This window comes from Stutzerimonas sp. S1 (assembly GCF_025966695.1).
In the GTDB taxonomy this organism is placed as follows: Bacteria; Pseudomonadota; Gammaproteobacteria; order Pseudomonadales; family Pseudomonadaceae; genus Stutzerimonas.
Genome location: NZ_JAOEIY010000010.1, coordinates 61,674 through 82,529, shown reverse-complemented (window position 1 = coordinate 82,529; position 20,856 = coordinate 61,674). Strand labels below are relative to the sequence as shown.

The window sequence follows — 20,856 nt, the reverse complement described above, 5'->3', positions numbered from 1 at the left end:
AAGCGTAGCCTTCGGCGCCGCTTGAATGGCCAGGCACCGGCGGGCGGTCAATCCGTGCTGCGCCGCACGGCGCACCCTTCAGCAACAGACAGGGATCGTTGCAAAAGACTCACGGGAATCGGAAAAAATTCTGTCGCCGCGATGCGCGGCGCTGCCCTGGCGCCGGCAGCACCTTCACTTCTTGCGCTTCTTCGCCTTGCCGAGAATGGCGAGACGCAAGGCCGCCTGTTGCCTGACGGCCTTGCGTTCCTTGTTCTTGAGCTTCTTCCAGCGTTTGATCTCGTCGCGGCTGCGACCGCAGCCGACGCAGATGTCGTCCTTGAGCTTGCACAGATCCACGCAGGGATTGTCCACCTTGTCGCCCACGACACCTCCAACGCGCCGGTCGGCCTCGCGTTGCGCAAGGCCGACCGGCGTCAGTGTTGCGCGCTCAACCGATCATTTCCACCAGTACTCCACCTGCACGCCGAAGTTGGAGCCGTGCTGGGCATCACCGAAGGCCCCGCTGTCCGAGAGTGCCGAGCCGGCAGCCATCAGGTTCGCGGCCCGCTGCGCGGCGTCGTTCCACTGCGCATAGGTGTAATACAGGCGTACTTCCGGCCGCGCCCAGAACGCCGGGCCGGCCGGCGACCAGGTCGGTGCGACAGTGAATTTGCTCAGCTTGCGCGTGCCGTCGGCGGCGTCGATCTGATCATGCCCGAGCTCGGTGACCAGCTTGAACTGCTCGGTGAAGGCATAGGTCGGCCGCACGCCCACCGACCACCAGTCCTGATCGCCGCCGTCGACCCGTTCGTCCTTCTGGTAGACCACCTGAAACTGCCCGCCGAAACGGGGCGTCAGCTGCCAGTCGAAATACTCGACCACGCGCCAGCTGCGGGCGCTGTCGTCCAGCGTGACATCGCCGGTGTAGCCGAGGCCGGTACCCGGACCTTCGCCGTACTGCAGTGCCAGGGTGTTGCTGCCGCCGAGAAAGCCGTCCTGCTTGTGCTGCGCGGTCACCGCCCAACCGCTGTGGGCGTCCTCGCTGTCGGGCTTGTCGATATAACTCACGCCGAATTCCAGCTCGCCGCCAGGATTGCTGTCAAAGCCGCCGACGTTGAAGTCGTGGCGATTGATGTAGTCCTTCTGGAACACGCTGTCCTTGCGGGAAAACGCGTAGCTGTACTTCAGGCCGCCGATCTCCATATCTTCCACGCCGGCACCGGTGGCGCTCTGGTTCCAGTAGTAGAAGTCGGAGATATGGATGTCGTTACGTTTGTAGAAGCGCCGACCGGCCCACAGCGAGCCGTTGTGCAGCGCCGGCACCTTGCTCCACTCGGCATAGGCCTGCACCATCCGCGCCCAGCCGTGATCGCCAGTGAATTCCGGGGTGTGGCCGTACTGGTTGTACAACGCGGCCATGCCTTCCAGGCTGAGCACCGAGCCATCGGCAAAGGTGTAGAGATCCTGACGCAGATCCAGCTCGGCGTAATGCTCGCACTCGTTGCCGAGACGATACTTGCTCGGCGCGCCGGGCAGCTGGAAGCAGGCTTGCGTCCCGCCCTCCATCGAATCGCCGACGCCGCTGCGCAGGTAGCCGGAAAACTCCAGCGCCTGACCACTCAGCGGTAACACGGCGCACGCCACGGCGGCAGCCAGACTCATTCCTGCGGATATTGTTGTTTTCATGTCCACTCCGTTCGCTGTTGTTGTTATTCGTTATCTGCAGGTCAGCACTGCGACAAACGCTGCCTGGATAGAGCCGATGTGCGCGCCCTAACGGGCGATTCCGCTGCGCTCTCGCCTGTTGTACAGACCACCTCTTTCACCAGGCGATCGACCGTTCGGCAAGGTCTCGACCACACCGAGCCGCTCGGCGCCCGCTGGGCGGGCAGCACGGTTATCCAGCCGCTCGCCGGTCTGCGCATCGAACAGCAACACCTTGTGCGGATCGAACTGCAGCTCGACGGTTTCCCCGGCGCGCGGGGCCTGGTCCGGGGCCAGGCGGCACGACGCCTTGACCTCGTTCAGGCTGAAGAACACCAGGGTGTCCGGCCCGGTGGGCTCGACCACCTCGATCTGGCAGCGCAGCGAGCAGTCGTTGCCCGCGCCGTCGGCCAGGCCGATCTGCTCCGGGCGGATGCCGAGAATCACGTCGCGCGCGTGCCACTGCGCATCGGCCGGCAGCGCCAGCGGAATTTCACAGCTCGCCTGATCGCTGTTGAGCACGGCGACCCAACACCCGCTCTGCTGGCGCAGGCGCACGGGGACGAAGTTCATCGGCGGCGAGCCGATGAAGCTGGCCACGAACTGGTTGGCCGGGTCGTTGTAGATCTCGTGCGGGGTGCCGAACTGCTGGACGACGCCGTCCTTCATCACCGCGACCTTGTCGCCGAGGGTCATCGCCTCGATCTGATCGTGGGTGACATACACGGTGGTGGTCTTCAGGCGCTGATGCATCAGCTTGATTTCGGTGCGCATCTCCACGCGCAGCTTGGCGTCGAGGTTCGACAGTGGTTCGTCGAACAGATAGATCTTCGGCCGCCGCGCCAGCGCCCGCCCCATGGCGACGCGCTGCTGCTGGCCGCCGGATAGCTGCGACGGCTTGCGCTCGAGCAGCGCCTCGATCTGCAGCAGCTTGGCGACCCGGCCTACCTCCTCCTCAATCTGCGCCGCGGGCACCTTGCGCATCTTCAGGCCGAAGGCGATGTTGTCGCGCACGCTCATGGTCGGGTACAGCGCGTAGGACTGGAACACCATGGCGATGTCACGATCCTTCGGACTGGCCTGGCTGATGTCCTCGCCGTCGACCAGAATCTCGCCGCCGGTGATGTTCTCCAGCCCGGCGATGCAGTTCATCAGGGTGGATTTGCCGCAGCCCGACGGGCCAACGAGGATCAGGAACTCTCCCGCATCGATCTTCAGGGCGATGTTCTTCAGCGTTTCGACCTTGGCGTTGCCGTAGGTTTTCTGGACGTTGCGCAGTTCCAGGGATGCCATGTTGTTGTTCTCCTCAACCCTTGACGGCGCCGGCAGTCAGCCCGCGCAGGAAGTACTTGCCGGCGATCACGTAGACCACCAGCGTGGGCAGGCCGGCGATCATCGCGGCGGCCATGTCGACGTTGTATTGCTTGGCGCCGGTGCTGGTGTTCACCAGGTTGTTCAGCGCCACGGTGACCGGCTGGGTGTCGCCACTGGCGAACACCACGCCGAAGAGGAAGTCGTTCCAGATCTGGGTGAACTGCCAGATCAGGCAGACCATGATGATCGGCACCGACATCGGCAGCAGGATCCGCCCGAAGATGGTGAAGAAGCCGGCGCCATCGAGCCGCGCTGCCCGCACCAGCGCATCCGGCACGCTGACGTAGAAGTTGCGGAAGAACAGCGTGGTGAAGGCCAGCCCGTAGACCACGTGCACCAGCACCAGGCCGGTGGTGGTATTGGCCAGACCGAGCTTGCCGAGGGTGAACGATGCTGGCAGCAGGATCACCTGGAACGGCAGGAAGCAGCCGAACAGCAGCAGGCCGAAGAACAGCTGCGAGCCGCGGAAACGCCACATCGACAGCACGTAGCCGTTGATGGCGCCGAGCGCGGTGGAGATCAGCACCGCCGGAATGACGATCTTCACCGAGTTCCAGAAGTAACCACCGACGCTGTCCCAGGCGGTCAGCCAGCCCATGGCGGTGAACGCTTCCGGCCAGCTCAGCAGGTTGCCGGTGCGGATGTCTTCCGGCGTCTTGAAGCTGGTCAGCAGCATCACGATCAGCGGTATCAGGTAGACGGCGCAGGCCAGCAGCAGCGTGGCGTGGATGGTCAGGCGCCCGAGGGTCAGGCGCGGTTGCGCGAAGTCAGACATGGCGCTTGGTCCTCAGCTCGGAATACAGGTACGGCACGATGATCGCCATCACCGCGCCGAGCATCAGCATGGCGCTCGCCGCACCCAGGCCCATCTGGCCGCGGGTGAAGGTGTGGGCGTACATGAACATCGCCGGCAGGTCGCTGGAGTAACCCGGCCCGCCGGCGGTCATCGCCGCCACCAGGTCGAAGCTCTTGATCGCGATGTGGGCAAGAATCATCAGCGCACTGAAGAACACCGGGCGCAGGCTCGGCAGCACGATGCGCAGGTAGATGGTCGGCAGGCTCGCGCCGTCCACCTGGGCGGCGCGGATGATCGACTGATCGACGCTGCGCAAACCGGCGAGGAACAGCGCCATGACGAAGCCCGAGGCCTGCCAGACGGCGGCGATCACTAGGCAGTAGATGACCCGGTCCGGATCAACCAGCCAATCGAAGCGAAAGCCCTCCCAGCCCCAGTCGCGCAGCAGCTTGTCCAGACCCAGGCCGGGATTGAGCAGCCATTGCCAGGCGGTGCCGGTGACGATCATCGACAGTGCCATCGGGTACAGGTAGATGGTGCGGATCAGCCCCTCGCGGCGAATGCGCTGGTCCAGCAACACGGCGAGCACCACGCCGATGAGCAGGCTGATGGCGATGAACAGGCCGCCGAACACCAGCAGGTTCTGGCTGGCGACCCACCAGCGATCGTTGTCCCACAGGCGCTCGTACTGTTGCAGGCCGGCCCATTTGTAGCTGGGCATGAAGCGCGAGTTGGTGAACGACAGCAGGAAGGTCCAGCCGATGTAGGCGTAGAAGCCGACCAGCACGATCAGCATGCTCGGCGCCAGCACCAGCTTGGGCAGCCAGCGCTGCAGGGCGTCGAGCGGCGAAGCCTTGGCGGGCCTGGCTTGAAGCGCGATGGAGCTCATGGGTGTGACCCCTCGTGGAAATCCGGGATGTCGGCGCCCGCGACACATGCCAAGGCATGTACCGGGGACGCACGTTTCGGGAACCGGGCGGAACGGTCCGCCCGCAGCGTTACTGCACGGCCTGGATCGCCGCCGCCAGTTGCTTGGCCGCCTTTTGCGGGTCGGCCTTGGGGTCGTTGAAGAAGTTGGTCACGACGTCGAACACCGCGCCCTGCACATAGCTCGAAGCCGCCATGCCATGGGTCAGGCTGGGCTGCAAGCCGCTGCCCTGCGCGGCCGACTTGAAGTCCTTCATCGACTGCTGCGCGCAGGCGTCGAACTCGCTCATGTCCATGTCCTGGCGAACCGGGATCGAGCCTTTGTTCTGGTTGAAGAACTTCTGGAACTCCGGCTCCAGCACCGTACGCGCCAGGTCTTCCTGGGCCTTGCGGTTTTCCTCGTCGTTGAGTTTGAACATGGCCAACGAGTCGATGTTGTAGGCGAAGCTGCCCTGGGTGCCGGGGAACGGCAGGCACTGGTAGTCCTTGCCGGCCACCTGGTTGGCGGCGGTGAATTCGCTCTTGGCCCAGTCGCCCATGATCTGCATGCCGGCCTTGCCGTCGATGACCATACCGGTGGCGCGGTTCCATTCGCGGCCAGCGGCATCGGCATCGATGTAGCCGCGCAGCTTCTTCAGTGCGGCGAACGCCTGGACCATCTTCTCGCCGGTGAGCGTGTCCTCGTCCAGCTCGACGAAGGCCTTGTGGTAATCCTCCGGGCCGAGAATGCTCAGCACGAAGTCCTCGAACACGGTGCCGTCCTGCCAGGGCTGGCCGCCGTGGGCGACCGGGATGAAGCCGGCAGCCTTGAGCTTGTCGGCCGCGGCGAAGAATTCGTCGAGGGTCTTCGGCGGCGTGGCGCCAGCCTTCTCGAACACCTCGGGGTTGATCCACAGCCAGTTGACCCGGTGCACGTTGACCGGCACGGCCACGTAGGAGCCGTCGTACTGCATGATCCTGGTCACCTGCTCGGGCAGCAGCTCTTCCCACTTGCCCGCCTTGGCGGTTTCGTCGAGGTTGGCCAACAGGCCCAGCTCACCCCATTCCTGGATGTCCGGCCCCTTGATCTGCGCGGCCGCCGGTGGATTACCGGACACGGCACGGGTTTTCAAGACCGTCATGGCCGCCTCGCCGCCGCCTCCGGCCACGGCGAAATCACGCCAGCTGTGGCCTTTTTTCTCGACCAGTTTCTGCAGCGTGTCGGCGGCGCGCTTTTCGCCACCGGAAGTCCACCAGTGCAGCACCTCGACCTCGCCAGCATGGGCGGCGAGCGGCAAGGCGAGGGAAATGGAAAGGGCGAGCTGATGAATCGCTTTCATGTCTGGGCACCTTCTTGTTTTTATCAGGCAAGGCGTGGTCGCTTGCGTTGATCCGAGTCTATGCGCGCCGCAAGGGGCGCTGGGTAACGAAGGGATAGGCAATGGTCACCGTCCGGTTACAAACCTCGGTGGAATGTCACGCGCCACGGAGACGGCGCGTTTCAGTCATCGCTGCAGGCCTGGCGCGGCAGCGTCAGGGTGACCCGCAGGCCGCCTTCCGGCAGGTTGCGCATGCTCAGCTCGCCACCGTGGGCGTGGGCGATGTTGCGGGCGATACCCAGGCCCAGGCCGTAGCCCTGCTGCTGGCCGGACAGCCGCACGTGCGGCTCGAATACCTGCTCCAGGCGCTGTTCCGGCACACCCGGGCCCTCGTCGTCGACATGCAGCACCAGCAGCTCGGCACTGTCCTCCAGACGCAGATGGGCACGCCCACCGTACTTCAGCGCGTTGTCCAGCAGGTTGCCGATACAGCGCTTGAGCGCCAGCGGCTTGCCCGGATATGGCAGTAGCGCGCGGCCGGCGAGCGTCACACAGTCAGGGTCACTGGCCTGATAGGGCTCGACGATATGTTCGAGCAGCACGTTCAGATCGACCGCCTCGATGTTCTCGTGGATGTCGGTGTCCTTTACGCACTGCAAGGCGCCCTTGACCAGCAGCTCCAGCTCGTCGAGGTCGCGGCTGAACTTGGCCTGCACGGCTTCATCGTCGAGCAGTTCGACGCGCAGACGCAGGCGGGTGATGGGCGTGCGCAGGTCATGGGAAATCGCGCTGAACAGCTGGCCCCGCTCGCTCAGGTAACGGTTGATACGCTCGCGCATGCTGTTGAAGGCGCGGCTGACCTCCACCACCTCGCTGGCTCCCACCTCGGCCAGCGGACGCATCTCCCCGCCCACCGCCATGTCGCGCGCGGCCTTGGCCAGACGTTTGAGCGGACGGCTCTGCCAGCGCACCAGCAGGCCGATGAACGACAGCAGAAAGACCGTGGTGAGCACGATGAACCACAGCTGCTGCACCGGCAGCCCCTCGTCCTCCAGGCTGACGTACGGCGCCGGCATCAGGGTGGCGAGGTACAGCCACTCACCGGGCGCGATCTGGATCTGCGTCACCAGCACCGGCGGCGCCAGCGGTTCGAAACTCAGCGCGTAGTGCGCCCAGGAGCGCGGCAGCTCGTCGAGCGCGATGCCGCTGTTGAAGATGCGCAGATCTTCCGGGCTGACGAACTCGACCGTCAGGTCCACCGCGCTGCCGAGGCGCTGGCGCAGCACCCGATCGACTTCGCCGAGCACCAGCCGCTTGCGCGGCGTTTCAGGCAGGATCTGCATTTGCAACGGCCGGTCGTTGAGCGAAACGAAGAAACGCGTGCCGCCCATGCTGCGCAGCTGATCGAGCACCAGCGGCCGATACCCCAGCGGCAGCGACCGGAAGTAGCCGACGCTGGCGGCCATCGACTGCGCCAGGCTGCGCGCGGTGGTGGTCAGGCCTTCGGTCTGGCTGGCGCGCAGTTGCGACAGCCAGATCAGACTCGACAGTCCCTGGGCGAGCAATACCGCCAGCAGGGTCAGTGCCAGCATGCGTCCCAGCAGCGAGCGCGGCACCGGCAACAACCGGCGCCGCCCGGTCCGCAAATTCATGATTGCGACGTCACCTGGGCCGCCAGCAGATAGCCGCAGCCACGCACGGTGCGGATCAGCCGCGGCGACTTGCCGGTATCGCGCAGGCGCTGCCGCAGGCGACTGACCGCCATGTCGACGATGCGCTCGAGCGGCATCACCTCGCGGCCGCGGGTGGCGTTGGCGATGGTGTCGCGGTCGAGAATCTGCTGCGGATGGTCGAGAAACAGTTTCAGCAGGGCGAAATCGGCGCCGGAGAGGAACACCTCCTCGCCATCGGCATGGAACAGACGATGGCTGACCATGTCGAGCCGCCAGTCATCGAAGGCCAGCACATCGCTGCCGCGCTCCTGAGCGAAACTCACCCGGCGCAACAGCGCCTTGATCCGCGCCAGCAGTTCACGCGGGCTGAATGGCTTGCCGAGATAGTCGTCGGCGCCGAGTTCCAGGCCGATCACCCGATCGGCTTCGTCGGAACTGGCGGTGAGCATGATGATCGGCATCGAGGCCAGGCGTTCGTGTTCGCGCACCCAGCGACAGAGGCTGAAGCCGTCCTCGTCGGGCAGCATCACGTCGAGGATCACCAGATCCGCCGGCTGCTCACACAGCGCCTGGCGGAACGCCGCGCCATCGGCCACGGTACGCACCTGGAAGCCGGAGCGGCTGAGGTAGGCCTGTAGAAGCTCGCGAATTTCCTGATCGTCGTCGACCAGCAGCAGCTGTTTTCCCGTCTGACTCACATCGCATCCCTTTTCTTGTTGTTATCCGGTCACCCGGTTGCGTCCCTGGTGCCGCGCCTCAGGCGCCCTCCAACAATGGTTGCAGGGCGACGCCAGCACCTTCCAGCCCCGGATACGGCGCGGTCACCAGCCACACCGGCAGCTGATCGAAATAGCCGCTCATGCGCCCCTTGTCACGCAGGCTCTGCTGGAAATCGCTGGCGAGGAAGAACTCGGCAAAGCGTGGCACCACCCCACCGACGATGTACACCCCACCCCGCGCGCCCAGGGTCAGCACGTTGTCGCCGGCCACACGCCCGAGCCAGCGGCAGAACTGCTGCAGCACCTCGACCGCATAGGGCTCGCCCGCCAGTGCAGCGGCGGTGACCGCAGCCGGCGAATCGACCGTCACCGCGCGACCATCCAGCCCGCAGCTGGCGCGGTACAACGCCAGCAGCCCCGGCCCGCTGAGCACCGCCTCGGCATTCACGTGACCGAGCTGACGGTGCAGATGGGCCCAGATCGCGGCCTCGCGCTCGCTGCCAACCGGCAGGCAGATGTGCCCGCCCTCGCCCGGCAGCGCACGCCAGCCGCCGCCCTGCAGCGGCAACAGCGTGGCGACACCCAGGCCCGTGCCAGGCCCTATGACCAGACGTGGCCGGCCGGGTTCGGGCTCGCCTGGACAAACCGTGATGCGTTCGCCCTCATGCAGGCGCGTCATGCCCAGCGCCATGGCGGTGAAGTCATTGATCAGCAGCAGCTGCGCAAGCCCGAGGTCCGCACAGAACGCCGCGCGGCTGAGCTGCCAATGGTTATTGGTGAAGCGGAACACATCGCCGCCCACCGGCCCGGCGCATGCCAGGCAGACCGCCTCGAGCGTTTCCAGCGGCTGGCCGACCGCCGCCAGGTAGGCGCGGATCGCCAGCTCGGGACAGGCGTAATCCGCCGTGGGCAGCACGCGGATCTGCTCGACGCGCTGATCGCGCCAGAGGGCGAAGCGCGCATTGGTACCGCCGATATCGCCGACCAGTGCCGTCTTCACTGCAACGCCTCCAGCCCGCTGGTGAACGCGCTGGCGCCCTGCTCCGCGCTGCTGAACGCCGCGCGCATGAAGCCGAATAGCTCGCGGCCGCAGCCGATGCCCAGGTCTTCCGGGCGCGTGGCCGGCGTGCGGGCCGCCCACTCGGCCGACTCGACCCGCACCAGCAGTTCGCCACTCTCGCCGTCAACGCGGATGATGTCGCCATCGCGTACCCGCGCCAGCGGACCGCCATCCAGCGCCTCCGGGCAGACATGAATGGCCGCCGGCACCTTGCCCGACGCTCCAGACATGCGCCCGTCGGTGACCAGCGCGACCTTGTAGCCGCGGTCCTGCAGCACACCGAGGAACGGCGTCAGCTTGTGCAGTTCCGGCATGCCATTGGCCTTCGGCCCCTGGAAGCGCACCACGGCGACGAAGTCGCGCTCCAGCTCGCCGGCCTTGAATGCCGCTGCCAGCTCGCTCTGATCGATGAACACCCGCGCCGGCGCCTCGACCACGCGATGTTCTGGCGCCACGGCGGAAATCTTGGTCACGCCGCGCCCGAGGTTGCCCTCCAGCACCCGCAGGCCGCCTTCGGGCGAGAACGGCCGCGTGGCCGGACGCAGGATGTTCTCGTCCAGGCTCTGCTCCGGGCCGTCGCGCCAGACCAGCTGCTCGCCGTCGAGGAACGGCTCCTGGACGTAACGGCGCAGGCCCTTGCCGACCACGGTGTGCACGTCCTCGTGCAGCAGCCCGGCGTCGAGCAGCGTGCGCACCATGAACGGCACCCCGCCACAGGCATGGAAATGGTTCACGTCAGCCTGGCCGTTAGGGTAGACCTTGGCCAGCGTCGGCACCACCTCGGAGAGGTCGGCCATGTCCTGCCAGGTCAGCTGGATACCGGCGGCGCGGGCGAATGCCGGAATGTGCAGGGTGTGATTGGTTGAGCCGCCGGTAGCGTTGAGCGCTACCACCGAGTTGACGATGGCCTTCTCGTCGACGATCTGGCACAGCGGCGTGTAGCTGCCGCCCTGGTGGGTCAGGCGGACGACCTGCCGCGCCGCCTCGCGGGTCAACGCATCGCGCAGAGGCGTGTACGGATTGACGAACGACGAGCCCGGCAGGTGCAGGCCCATGATCTCCATCACCACCTGATTGGTGTTGGCGGTGCCGTAGAAGGTGCAGGTGCCGGGGCTGTGGTAGGACTTCATCTCCGACTCCAGCAGCTCCTCGCGACTGGCCTTGCCCTCGGCGTAGCGCTGGCGCACCTCGGCCTTTTCCTTGTTGGGAATGCCCGAGGGCATCGGCCCACCCGGTACGAAAATGGTCGGCAGGTGGCCGAAGCGCAGCGCACCGATCATCAGGCCAGGCACGATCTTGTCGCAGATGCCGAGCAGCAGCGCGGCATCGAACATGTTGTGCGACAGCGCCACCGCCGTGCTCATGGCGATCACCTCGCGGCTGGCGAGGCTCATCTCCATGCCTGCCTCGCCCTGCGTCACGCCATCACACATCGCCGGCACACCGCCGGCGAACTGGCCGACCGAGCCGACTTCGCGCAGGGCCTGCTTGATCAGCTCGGGAAAATGCTCGTAGGGCTGATGCGCCGAAAGCATGTCGTTATAGGCCGAGACGATGGCGACGTTGGCCTCGTTCATCAGGCGCAGGCGCTGCTTGTCTTCGTTCGAAGCGCACCCGGCGACGCCGTGGGCGAAGTTGGCGCATTGCAGACGACCACGTTGGGGCCCCTCGCTTGCCGCAGCGGCCATCATCGCCAGGTAGCGCTCGCGGGTCTGGCGGCTGCGCTCGACCAGGCGCTCGGTGACTTCTACGACTCGCGGATGCATGCCTTTCTCCTGCTGCCCGATGTTGTTCTTCGACAACCATAAACCATCTATGGCCTGGCTGCGGTACACGCCGACGCCGGCACGGAAACCGGCGAACGATCGCCCGCCCGCACAATCGCCGTCGCACGCCGGGCTGTTCGACCGCGGGGGTGGGACGACGTTTCGTCGGCCGGCGATTCTGTTGCAGGAGGCTGAGCGGACAGCTCGCTCATCGCGGCTCCCGGCTTGGCGTTTTTCGGTGCAAGAACCGCGCGAAAGCAGAACCCGATTCAGCTGGAGGGCACGTCGCGGTCGGCGACGTTCACGGGCCGGGCTCGTCCTCGCTCGACGATGTCTCGGGCTCTAGCAAGTCATCGAAATCGGTCTTGAGTCCCTGTTCCATGCTGTCCAGTTCGGCCAGCAGGCTGCGGAAACTCGGTTGCTCGCGGGGGGCGACTGCCTCCGGCTCATCGTTGGCCAGATCGGCGCGCGCCTGCAGTGCGGCGGGCACCGCGGCGTCCTCGTCGTCGAGCAATGGTCGCAACTCGGGCTCCATCTCACGCAGCACCGCCAGTGGCGGCAGCTGATCGAGGTTGTGCAGGTTGAAATGGTCGAGAAACTGCTTGGTGGTGGCGAACATCGCCGGCCGCCCCGGCACGTCGCGATGGCCGACCACGCGAATCCATTCGCGCTCCAGCAGCGTCTTGACGATCTGGCTGTTTACCGCCACGCCGCGAATGTCTTCGATCTCGCCGCGGGTGATCGGCTGACGATAGGCAATCAGCGCCAAGGTCTCCAGCAAGGCGCGCGAATAGCGCTGCGGACGCTCTTCCCACAGCCGCCCGACCCAGGGTGCGAAGCGCTCACGGACCTGCAGGCGGTAGCCGCTGGCGACTTCCTTCAGCTCGAAGGCGCGCCCCTTGCAGGACTTCTCGAGCACCTCGAGGGCCTTTTTCAGCTGCGCGGAAGACGGTCGTTCGGCTTCCTCGAATAGCTCGCCCAGGCGCTCGAGCGACTGCGGTTTGCCGGAGGCGAGCAGGAAGGCTTCAAGCAGCGAAGCAAGATCCTTGGGATCGGAAAGGTCCACGGGAGGCTCCTGGGGTTGCTCTATTCGGTACGGCTGCGCACATGGATCGGCGCGAAGGGCTCATTCTGCACCAGCTCGACCAGCGATTCCTTGATGAGCTCGAGCACCGCCATGAAGGTCACGACGACACCAAGACGCCCTTCCTCGACGCTGAACAGCATGACGAACGGGACGAAGCTGCCGCCCTTGAGGCGCTCAAGCACCTCGCTCATGCGTTCGCGGGTGGACAACGCCTCGCGCGTCACCTGGTGGCTCTCGAACATGTCGGCCCGGCGCAGCACCTCGGCCATCGACACCAGCAGTTCCTCCAGACTGACCTCCGGCAGCAGCTTGCGCGCACGGGCTTGCGGGGCATCCAGCCGCGGCACGTAGAGGTCGCGACCGACACGAGGCAGCTCGTCGAGGTCCTCGGCGGCGGCCTTGAAGCGCTCGTATTCCTGCAGGCGGCGGATCAGTTCGGCACGCGGATCGTCCTCTTCTTCCGCTACTTCGGCCGAGCGCGGCAGCAGCATGCGTGACTTGATCTCGGCGAGCATGGCCGCCATCACCAGATACTCGGCCGCCAGTTCGAGGCGTACGCTCTTCATCAGTTCGACATAGCCCATGTACTGGCGGGTGATCTCCGCCACCGGGATGTCGAGGATGTCGATGTTCTGCTTGCGGATCAGGTAGAGCAGCAGGTCCAACGGTCCCTCGAAAGCTTCGAGGAACACTTCCAGCGCATCGGGCGGGATGTACAGGTCCAGCGGCAGCTCGGTGACCGCTTCACCATAGACCAGCGCCAGCCGCAGCTGCTCGCCGGGCTGGCTGGTATCGAGCGGGCTGTCGAGCTCGGGTTGCTGCATGTGCCTCTCCATTGGAGCTGTCCGACCGCGCGTGGCCTTCAGCGGTAACCGAGTCCCATCGCCTGGCGCACTTCGACCAGCGTCTCGCGGGCCTCGTCGCGGGCACGCTCGGCGCCGTCGGCCAGGATACTGCGCACCAGATCGGTGTTCTGTTCGTAGTCCAGCGCGCGCTCCTGCAACGGTGCCAGCTCGCCACGGATCGCATCGATCAGCGGCGCCTTGCACTCCAGGCAACCAATGCCGGCGCTGCGGCAGCCCTGTTCGGCCCACTCGCAGACCGCCGCCTCGGAATGCGTCAGGTGCATCTGCCATACCGGACAGCGCGTCGGCTCGCCCGGGTCCTGCCGATGCACGCGCGCCGGATCGGTGGGCATGCGGCGAATCTTTTCCTCGATCTCGGCGGACGTGTCGCGCAGATAGATCGCATTGCTGTGCGACTTGGACATCTTGCTGCCGTCGAGTCCGGAAATCTTCGGCAGCTCGCCGAGCAGCGCCTGCGGTTCGGGCAGCAGCAGTTTTCCGCAACCCTCCAGGTAGCCGTACAGACGCTCCTGGTCACCGATGGTGATGGTCTGCTGCTCCTTGAGAATGGCACGTGCGGTATTCAGCGCCTCGACATCGCCCTGCTCCTGATAGCTTTTGCGCAGGCTGACGTAGAGCTTGGCGGTCTTCTTGCCCAGTTTGCGGATGGCAGCTTCGGCCTTGTCCTCGAAATCCGCCTCGCGACCGTACAGATGGTTGAAGCGCCGCGCGATGTCACGGGCGAATTCGATGTGCGGTAGCTGATCGGCTCCGACCGGCACCAGACCGGCGCGATATAGCAGGATGTCGGCCGCTTGCAACAGTGGATAGCCGAGAAAGCCGTAGGTATCGAGTTCCTTGTGCTGCAGATGCTGCTGCAGCTCCTTGTAGGACGGTACCCGCTCCAGCCAGCCCAGCGGGCAGATCATCGACAGCAACAGATGCAGCTCGGCATGTTCGGGCACCTGCGACTGGATGAACAGCGTCGCCGAGCTCGGGCTGACTCCTGCGGCCAACCAGTCCACAGCCATGTCCATCACATGCTGGGACACCTCGCCGGAGGCCTCGTAGTCGGTGGTCAACGCATGCCAGTCGACGATGCAGAAGAAGCATTCGTACTCGTGCTGCAGCTTGATCCAGTTCTTCAACACGCCGTGAAAGTGGCCCAGGTGCAAGCGGCCACTGGGGCGCATGCCGGAAACCACGCGCCGCTGTGAATCGATGGAGCTCAAAAGGTTGTCCTTATCGGGTTGGAAAAACGCACCAGCGCAGTCGCTCAGGCCATGAATGGCGCAGGATCGCCGCAACCGACACGCAGCACTTGCGGCTCGTCGTCGACCAGACTGACCACCGTGGAGGCTTCGACACCACCGTAACCGCCATCAATGATCAGGTCTACCTGGTGCTCCAGGGCGTCGCGCATCTCGTAGGGGTCGCTCATCGGCAGCTCATCGCCCGGCAGGATCAGGCTGACGCTCATCAGCGGTTCGCCCAGCTCCGCCAGCAGCGCCTGAGCGATCGGCTGCGCCGGCACGCGCAGGCCGATGGTGCGGCGCTTGGGATGCAACAGCATGCGCGGTACTTCGCGGGTGGCCGAAAGGATGATGGTGTAAGGCCCGGGCAGGTGGGTCTTGAGCAGGCGGAACGCCGCCGTATCGACCTTGGCGAATAGCCCGAGCTGCGACAGGTCGCGGCAGGCCAGGGTGAAGTTGTGCTTGTCGTCCAGCTGGCGCAGCCGGCGAATGCGCTCGATCCCCGACTTGTTGCCGATGGAACAGCCGACGGCATAGCTCGAATCGGTCGGATAGACCACCACGCCACCGTTGCGGATGATTTCCACAGCCTGCTTGATCAGCCGCGCCTGCGGATTCTCCGGGTGAATCTGGAAAAACTGACTCATGACGACTCCCTGTTCAGCTGGCAGCAGATACGCGGCACTCATGATCGAAACGTCCCCATAACGGTGACAGGTCTTCCGGCAAGGCACGATACATCCCCAGCTCGGACCAATCACCCGGCGCATGAAAATCACTGCCGACGCTGGCCATCAGACCGAACTCGCGCGCCAGGATCGCCAGCCCGCCGACCTGCTCGAGCGGCTGCATGCCATTGACCACTTCCAGAGCGTGGCCACCTGTCTGAACGAAATCCGCCACCAGCCGGCGGCGTTTGCTGCGGGTGAAATCGTACTGCCAGGGATGCGCCAGGCTGATCCAGGCCCCGGCTTCATGCAGCGTCGCCACGGTCTGTTCGAGACTTGGCCAATGCTGCTTTACATCACCCAACTTGCCAGAACCGAGCCACTTGCGAAACGCCTCAGCCCGGTCTCGCACGTGGCCGGCGCGCACGAGGAACTCGGCAAAATGCGGCCTGGCCGGCGCGTTGCCGCTGTCGCCCAGTTCCTGTTGCACGGCGCGCGCGCCTTCGAGCGCGCCGGGCATACCCTTGGCAGCCAAACGCTCGGCGATCAGTTCCGCGCGGCGCCAGCGACCCTCATGCAACTCGGCAATCGCCCGCAGCAGAGCGGGTGCGCTGCTGGAAAACGCATAACCCAGTACATGAATGGTAGCCCCGTTCCACAGGCACGAAAGCTCGATACCGTTGACCAGCACCATGCCCAGCGCCGTGGCGCTGGCTCGCGCCTCATCGAGGCCATCAAGGGTGTCGTGGTCGGTCAGGGCCAGCAACCGGACGCCTCGTCCGTGAGCGCGCTCCACGACCACGGACGGCGCGAGAACGCCGTCGGAAGCGGTACTGTGGCAATGCAGATCAACAATCATCCAAAGCGCTCTTTAAAAAAGGAGGAACCGGAAGCGACGAGCGTACGCAGGCATCGATCCGGCAGAACAGATCGCGAGTTTACTCCTTCGCGGTCCGGCTCAGGGCGAATGACCGCTTCGTCCAGGCTGCAGCTGAACCCGACAGCCGCCCGTCCGCCGGGCTGGACGTGCGACAACCGGCGGAAATCCTGGTGCTGACACGGCGCTCGGCGGGCGTCCGGCGGTTATCGCACGGCCCTCAGCGCATCAGTTTCGTCGGCAGTTCGGTTTGCTATTATGCCGGCCACTCCAGGCTCATGGCCCGTACCGTGAAACAACTCATCGACTTCATTCCGCTGCTGCTGTTCTTTCTGGTCTACAAGCTTGAGCCGCGGACTCTCGATATCGCCGGCCACAGCCTGAGCATCGGCGGTATATTCAGCGCCACTGCGGTGCTGATTCTCAGCTCGCTGGTGGTCTACTCCACCCTGTTCCTGGTGCAGCGACGTCTGGAAAAAGGCCAGCTGCTTACCCTCGCCGCCTGCCTGCTGTTCGGTGGCCTCACGCTGGCATTCCACAGCGAAACCTTTCTCAAATGGAAGGCACCGGTCGTCAACTGGCTGTTCGCGCTGGCCTTCGCCGGCAGCCAGCTGTTCAGCCGCAGACCGCTGATCGAACGTCTGATAGGCCACGTAGTCAGCCTGCCCAGCGCGCAATGGGCACGCCTGAACCTCGCTTGGATCGCATTCTTCTTAGTTTGCGGCTGCGCCAATCTTTATGTCGCCTTTAACTTCCCGGCCATCTGGGTCGATTTCAAGGTATTCGGCAGCCTGGGCCTGACCCTGTTGTTCATGGTCGGCCAGAGCATTTACCTCGTCCGCCACATGCAGGCGGTCCCCGCCCCGTCCAAGGAGTAACCATGCTGTACGCCATCATCGCCACCGACGCACCCGATTCTCTGCAGGACCGTCTGGCCGCACGCCCGGCGCATCTCGCACGTCTGGAAGCACTCAAGCAAGAAGGTCGACTGGTCCTTGCCGGGCCGCACCCGGCGATCGACAGCAACGATCCGGGGCCGGCCGGGTTCACCGGCAGCCTGGTGGTCGCCGAGTTCGACTCGCTGCAGGCTGCTCAGCAGTGGGCCGATGCCGATCCCTACAAGGCGGCAGGCGTGTACGTGAACGTACTGGTCAAGCCCTTCAAGAAAGTGCTGCCCTGACCGAAACAGAAGGGACCCAGTCTGGCCACGGATGTCCCGTGGCCGGCGCCAAGGAGAAGGTAGTCAGATGCGTCGTTTCCCGTTTTCCCTGCTGCTGGCCCTGAGTCTGCTCGCGCCGTCCGTCAGCGCACAGGAGGCAGCCGAGCAGGCGCCGGCGGTGCAGAATGCCGAACCAGAAGCGTCGTTCGCCGACGTCGAAGCAATCGATACCAAGACCCTGACGCTGCTCAACCGCCTGCGCCAGGAGAACCAGCGCCTCAAACTGCAGCTGCAGGAGGCGCAAACCCAGGTGCCACTGCCACTGCCGCTGCTCAGCGAGGAACAGAAATGGTTCGCGGTGGGCGGTAGTGTTGGCGTGGTGAGTTTCCTTCTCGGCCTGCTGGTGACCCGCGGGCGCCGGCGCCGCCAATGGCTGAACTGATGGTCCCGCATGAGTGAATTGCTGCTGATCGACGACGACCGTGAACTGTGCGAACTGCTGGTCAGCTGGCTCGCCCAGGAGGGTTTCGTCGCCCGCGCTTGTCACGACGGCCAGAGTGCACGCGCGGCATTGGCCGCGCAGCAGCCTGCAGCCGTGGTACTGGACGTGATGTTGCCCGATGGCAGCGGTCTGGAGCTGCTCAAGCAGCTGCGCAGCGAACACCCCGATCTGCCGGTGCTGATGCTGTCCGGACGCGGGGAACCGCTGGATCGCATTCTCGGCCTCGAACTGGGCGCCGACGACTACCTCGCCAAACCCTGCGATCCGCGCGAACTCACCGCACGTCTGCGGGCAGTGCTGCGCCGCAGCCTGCCACCCGCCGCTGCGAGCCAACTGGAGCTCGGTGATCTGTGCTACAGCCCGGCGCGTGGCGTAGCCTGCGTTGGCGGTCATGACGTCAGCCTGACCCTCTCCGAGGGACGCATTCTCGAAGCGCTGCTCGCCCAGCCCGGCGAGCCGCTGGACAAGCAGGCTCTCGCGCAACATGCCCTGGGCCGCAGGTTGACACTCTACGACCGCAGCCTGGACATGCACGTCAGCAACCTGCGCCGCAAACTCGGCCCGCACGCCGACGGCAGCCCGCGCATCGTCGCGCTGCGTGGACGTGGCTATCTTTATGCCGGCTGAGCCTCTTTACCGAGGCTTTACCCTGCATTGACCGCGCTTGACCTTGCACTCCATAGACTGAACTCATCCGGTCACAGATGAGCCAGCGCCGCCCAACCTAGCCGGCACGGCAGCCTTGAACCGGTTTTCATCTACAGGAGAAACCAAGATGCGCAAATCCCTGATCGCTCTGTTGCTCGTAACCACTCTCCCCGCTGCCGCCATGGCCATGCCGGGCGGAATGCGCGATGGCGGCCCATGCCCGCATGGCGGCAAGCAAGGCCCTCGGATGTTCCAGGAACTGGATCTGACCCGCGAACAGCAGCGCGAGATGCGCAAGCTGATGGGCGAGCAGATGCAACAACGGCGGGACGTCACCCAGCGCTATCTGGACAAACTGCCGGAAGCCGAACGCCAGGCCATGCAGGACGAGCTCCAGGCGGGCCGTGACAAGACCCACCAGAGCATGCGCGCCCTGCTCAAGCCCGAGCAGCAGAAGGCCTTCGACGAAAGCCTGAAAAAAATGGAAGAAAAGCGCGCCGAACGCGCCGAATTCCTCAAGTGGAAAGCTGAGCGCGATCAGAAGAACTGATCGCCACACTCATCCAACCGCCCGGCCCGAGCTGCAGCTTCGGCCGGGCTTTGTCGTGGAGACTCCAGTGCGATCACTGTTCTGGCGCATACTCGCAACCTTCTGGCTGGCCATCGCGCTGGTTGCCGGGCTGGCCATGCTGTTGGGCCACGCCCTGAACCAGGACGCCTGGATCCTCAGCCGCCATCCTGCGGTCAAGGGCCTCGCCGAAACCTGGACCGCGGTATACGAGCAGCAAGGCGCCATCGCCGCGCAACGCCTGCTGGAACAGCATCGCCATCGCACGCACATCGACGTGCAGGTGCTGGCGGAGAATGGCCAACCGATCATCCGCGGCACTTTTCCGGCGCGCGCGGCCGCCTTCGAAGCGCGCCAGCGGGACCGCGACCGTTCATTGCCCTGGCGCCGCCTGACTGCGGACTACACCAGCCCGACCAGCGGCGACACCTACCTGTTCATCTATCGCATTCCGCATCCGGAGCTGCAGGCCTGGCATCGCGGCAGTCTGTTCTGGCCGCTCAGCGCCCTGGCGATCGCCTTGGTGGTACTAAGTGGTTTCAGTCTGCTGCTGACCCTGTCGATCACCCGCCCGCTGGACCGCTTGCGCAGTGCCGTACACGACCTCGGGCAGACCGCCTACCAGCAGCATTCGCTGGCGCGTCTGGCCAAGCGCCGCGATGAACTGGGCGTTCTTGCCAGCGACTTCAACCGCATGGGTGCGCGCCTGCAAAGCCTCATCGGCAGCCAGCGCCAGCTGCTGCGCGATGTATCCCATGAACTGCGCTCGCCGCTGGCCCGTCTGCGCATCGCTCTCGCCCTGGCCGAACGTGCCACACCCGCCGAACGCGAGGCGATCTGGCCACGCCTGACCAAGGAATGCGATCGCCTGGAAGCGCTGATCGGCGAAGTGCTGGAGCTGGCGCGCCTGGATGCCGAACCGGGGGCGGCGGTGGCGGTCGATCTGCCGATGATGTTTGAGCAGCTGAAGGACAACGCACGCATCATCGCCCCCGCCCAGCACATCGACAGCCAAGTCGAACCGGGCATTTCGCTGAGCGGCTGGCCCGATATGCTCGAACGTGCGTTGGACAACCTGTTGCGCAATGCGCTGCGCTTCAACCCCGCGGGACAGCCGATCGAACTGCAGGCCACGCAGGCAGACGGCTGGCTGACGCTCAGCGTGCGCGATCACGGCCCCGGAGTGGATGCGGCGCATCTGTCACAGTTGAGCGAACCGTTCTTCCGTGCCCCCGGACAGACGGCCGCGGGACATGGGCTGGGACTGGCGATCGCGCGACGCGCGGCGGAGCGGCATGGCGGGCAGCTGCAACTGAGCAATCACCCCGCCGGCGGCTTCATAGCCAGCCTGCGCCTGCCCCTGGCACCGACGGCCTAGCGCGCGGCCCAGGCGCTGACAAAGTCCGCAGGGTCGAGCACTGGCGCGGTGCGCACCCGACCCTCAGGGGTGCCGAGGTAGAGGAAACCCAACACACGTTCCTGCGCGCTCAAGCCGAGCCCCGAAGAGACCGTTGGATCATAGGCGAAGTCGCCGGTACGCCACACCGCGCCGATACCCTGGGCGTGCGCAGCGAGGAGCAGGCCGTGTGCCGCGCAGCCCGCCGCGAGCAGCTGCTCACTCTCCGGCACCTTTGGATGCGCCTGCAGCCGGGCAATCACCACCACCAGCAGCGGTGCCCGCAAGGGCATGTTGCGCGCCTTCTGCAAGGCTTCTGCCGTAGAGTCCGGTTCGCGTGCCAGCAGAGCCGTGGCGAACAGTTCGCCAAGCTGTTCACGTGCCTCCCCGGCAACGGTCAGAAAGCGCCAGGGTCTGAGCTGCGCATGATCCGGTGCGCGCAGTGCCGCACGGAACAACAGATCGAGCTGCGCGGCATCGGGCGCTGGATCGCACAAACGGGTGACGGATACACGGTTGAGCAACAGGTCGAGAGCGTCCATCCACTACCTCCA

Annotated in this window: 22 protein-coding genes; 6 read left to right on the top strand and 16 right to left on the bottom strand. The window is 65.3% G+C overall.

The features are described from left to right. Positions 1 to 174 precede the first annotated feature (174 nt). The 15 genes from N8H22_RS19490 to N8H22_RS19420 all read right to left on the bottom strand — a co-directional run bounded on the left by N8H22_RS19490 (position 175) and on the right by N8H22_RS19420 (position 16,011). Positions 175 to 366, bottom strand: coding sequence for a DUF1289 domain-containing protein (locus N8H22_RS19490; RefSeq protein ID WP_264592142.1), 192 nt, complete (start codon positions 364 to 366; stop codon positions 175 to 177). 72 nt (positions 367 to 438) lie between these two features. Beyond that, positions 439 to 1,668, bottom strand: coding sequence for a carbohydrate porin (locus N8H22_RS19485; protein WP_264592141.1), 1,230 nt, complete (start codon positions 1,666 to 1,668; stop codon positions 439 to 441). 87 nt (positions 1,669 to 1,755) lie between these two features. After that, positions 1,756 to 2,979, bottom strand: coding sequence for a sn-glycerol-3-phosphate ABC transporter ATP-binding protein UgpC (gene ugpC / locus N8H22_RS19480; RefSeq protein ID WP_264592140.1), 1,224 nt, complete (start codon positions 2,977 to 2,979; stop codon positions 1,756 to 1,758). 13 nt (positions 2,980 to 2,992) lie between these two features. Next, the gene (locus tag N8H22_RS19475) at positions 2,993 to 3,835 is read right to left on the bottom strand and encodes a carbohydrate ABC transporter permease (protein ID WP_264592139.1); all 843 of its coding nucleotides are present in this window, start codon (positions 3,833 to 3,835) and stop codon (positions 2,993 to 2,995) included. Continuing rightward, positions 3,828 to 4,745, bottom strand: a complete 918-nt coding sequence (locus N8H22_RS19470; protein ID WP_008570335.1) for a sugar ABC transporter permease — start codon at positions 4,743 to 4,745, stop codon at positions 3,828 to 3,830. The genes N8H22_RS19475 and N8H22_RS19470 overlap by 8 nt, the downstream gene beginning before the upstream one ends. A 109-nt stretch (positions 4,746 to 4,854) precedes the next feature. Next, positions 4,855 to 6,102: an ABC transporter substrate-binding protein gene (locus N8H22_RS19465; protein WP_264592138.1), complete on the bottom strand. Its 1,248-nt coding sequence runs from the start codon at positions 6,100 to 6,102 to the stop codon at positions 4,855 to 4,857. A gap of 161 nt (positions 6,103 to 6,263) precedes the next feature. Then, positions 6,264 to 7,733, bottom strand: a complete 1,470-nt coding sequence (locus N8H22_RS19460; protein WP_272890914.1) for an ATP-binding protein — start codon at positions 7,731 to 7,733, stop codon at positions 6,264 to 6,266. Beyond that, positions 7,730 to 8,452: a response regulator transcription factor gene (locus N8H22_RS19455; RefSeq protein ID WP_008570338.1), complete on the bottom strand. Its 723-nt coding sequence runs from the start codon at positions 8,450 to 8,452 to the stop codon at positions 7,730 to 7,732. Before N8H22_RS19455 ends, N8H22_RS19460 begins: the two co-directional genes overlap by 4 nt. 58 nt (positions 8,453 to 8,510) lie before the next feature. Further along, positions 8,511 to 9,473, bottom strand: a complete 963-nt coding sequence (locus tag N8H22_RS19450; protein WP_264592137.1) for a glucokinase — start codon at positions 9,471 to 9,473, stop codon at positions 8,511 to 8,513. Then, positions 9,470 to 11,299: a phosphogluconate dehydratase gene (edd, locus tag N8H22_RS19445; RefSeq protein ID WP_264592136.1), complete on the bottom strand. Its 1,830-nt coding sequence runs from the start codon at positions 11,297 to 11,299 to the stop codon at positions 9,470 to 9,472. The genes N8H22_RS19450 and edd overlap by 4 nt, the downstream gene beginning before the upstream one ends. 301 nt (positions 11,300 to 11,600) lie before the next feature. After that, positions 11,601 to 12,365, bottom strand: coding sequence for an SMC-Scp complex subunit ScpB (scpB, locus tag N8H22_RS19440; RefSeq protein ID WP_264592135.1), 765 nt, complete (start codon positions 12,363 to 12,365; stop codon positions 11,601 to 11,603). A 20-nt stretch (positions 12,366 to 12,385) separates the two neighbouring features. Further along, positions 12,386 to 13,210: a ScpA family protein gene (locus N8H22_RS19435; RefSeq protein WP_264592134.1), complete on the bottom strand. Its 825-nt coding sequence runs from the start codon at positions 13,208 to 13,210 to the stop codon at positions 12,386 to 12,388. 38 nt (positions 13,211 to 13,248) lie between these two features. Beyond that, positions 13,249 to 14,463: a tryptophan--tRNA ligase gene (locus N8H22_RS19430; protein ID WP_264592133.1), complete on the bottom strand. Its 1,215-nt coding sequence runs from the start codon at positions 14,461 to 14,463 to the stop codon at positions 13,249 to 13,251. Between the two features lie 44 nt (positions 14,464 to 14,507). Further along, positions 14,508 to 15,131 (bottom strand): L-threonylcarbamoyladenylate synthase, encoded by a 624-nt coding sequence (locus N8H22_RS19425; protein WP_264592132.1) that lies wholly within the window; start codon positions 15,129 to 15,131, stop codon positions 14,508 to 14,510. Positions 15,132 to 15,144: 13 nt separating this feature from the next. Next, entirely contained in the window at positions 15,145 to 16,011 is an 867-nt protein-coding gene (locus tag N8H22_RS19420) for a PHP domain-containing protein (protein WP_264592131.1), read from the bottom strand. A 308-nt stretch (positions 16,012 to 16,319) separates the two neighbouring features. Between N8H22_RS19420 and N8H22_RS19415 the strand changes: the two genes are divergently transcribed. From N8H22_RS19415 to N8H22_RS19390, 6 genes are all read left to right on the top strand, one after another. Next, positions 16,320 to 16,907: a septation protein A gene (locus tag N8H22_RS19415; protein WP_264592130.1), complete on the top strand. Its 588-nt coding sequence runs from the start codon at positions 16,320 to 16,322 to the stop codon at positions 16,905 to 16,907. Positions 16,908 to 16,909: 2 nt separating this feature from the next. Beyond that, entirely contained in the window at positions 16,910 to 17,209 is a 300-nt protein-coding gene (locus N8H22_RS19410; RefSeq protein ID WP_264592129.1) for a YciI family protein, read from the top strand. 67 nt (positions 17,210 to 17,276) lie between these two features. Continuing rightward, complete coding sequence (locus tag N8H22_RS19405) at positions 17,277 to 17,630, top strand: hypothetical protein (RefSeq protein WP_264592128.1); 354 nt, start codon at positions 17,277 to 17,279, stop codon at positions 17,628 to 17,630. 9 nt (positions 17,631 to 17,639) lie between these two features. Next, complete coding sequence (locus tag N8H22_RS19400; protein WP_264592127.1) at positions 17,640 to 18,317, top strand: response regulator transcription factor; 678 nt, start codon at positions 17,640 to 17,642, stop codon at positions 18,315 to 18,317. A 148-nt stretch (positions 18,318 to 18,465) separates the two neighbouring features. Beyond that, positions 18,466 to 18,888 carry a Spy/CpxP family protein refolding chaperone gene (locus N8H22_RS19395; protein WP_264592126.1) on the top strand — a complete coding sequence of 141 codons (423 nt, stop codon included), beginning with the start codon at positions 18,466 to 18,468 and terminating at the stop codon, positions 18,886 to 18,888. Positions 18,889 to 18,955: 67 nt separating this feature from the next. After that, positions 18,956 to 20,284: a HAMP domain-containing sensor histidine kinase gene (locus N8H22_RS19390; protein WP_264592125.1), complete on the top strand. Its 1,329-nt coding sequence runs from the start codon at positions 18,956 to 18,958 to the stop codon at positions 20,282 to 20,284. Here the strand turns inward: N8H22_RS19390 and N8H22_RS19385 are convergent. Beyond that, the gene (locus N8H22_RS19385) at positions 20,281 to 20,844 is read right to left on the bottom strand and encodes an NAD(P)H nitroreductase (RefSeq protein WP_264592124.1); all 564 of its coding nucleotides are present in this window, start codon (positions 20,842 to 20,844) and stop codon (positions 20,281 to 20,283) included. The two genes, N8H22_RS19390 and N8H22_RS19385, sit on opposite strands and share 4 nt — an antisense overlap. Positions 20,845 to 20,856 lie beyond the last annotated feature (12 nt).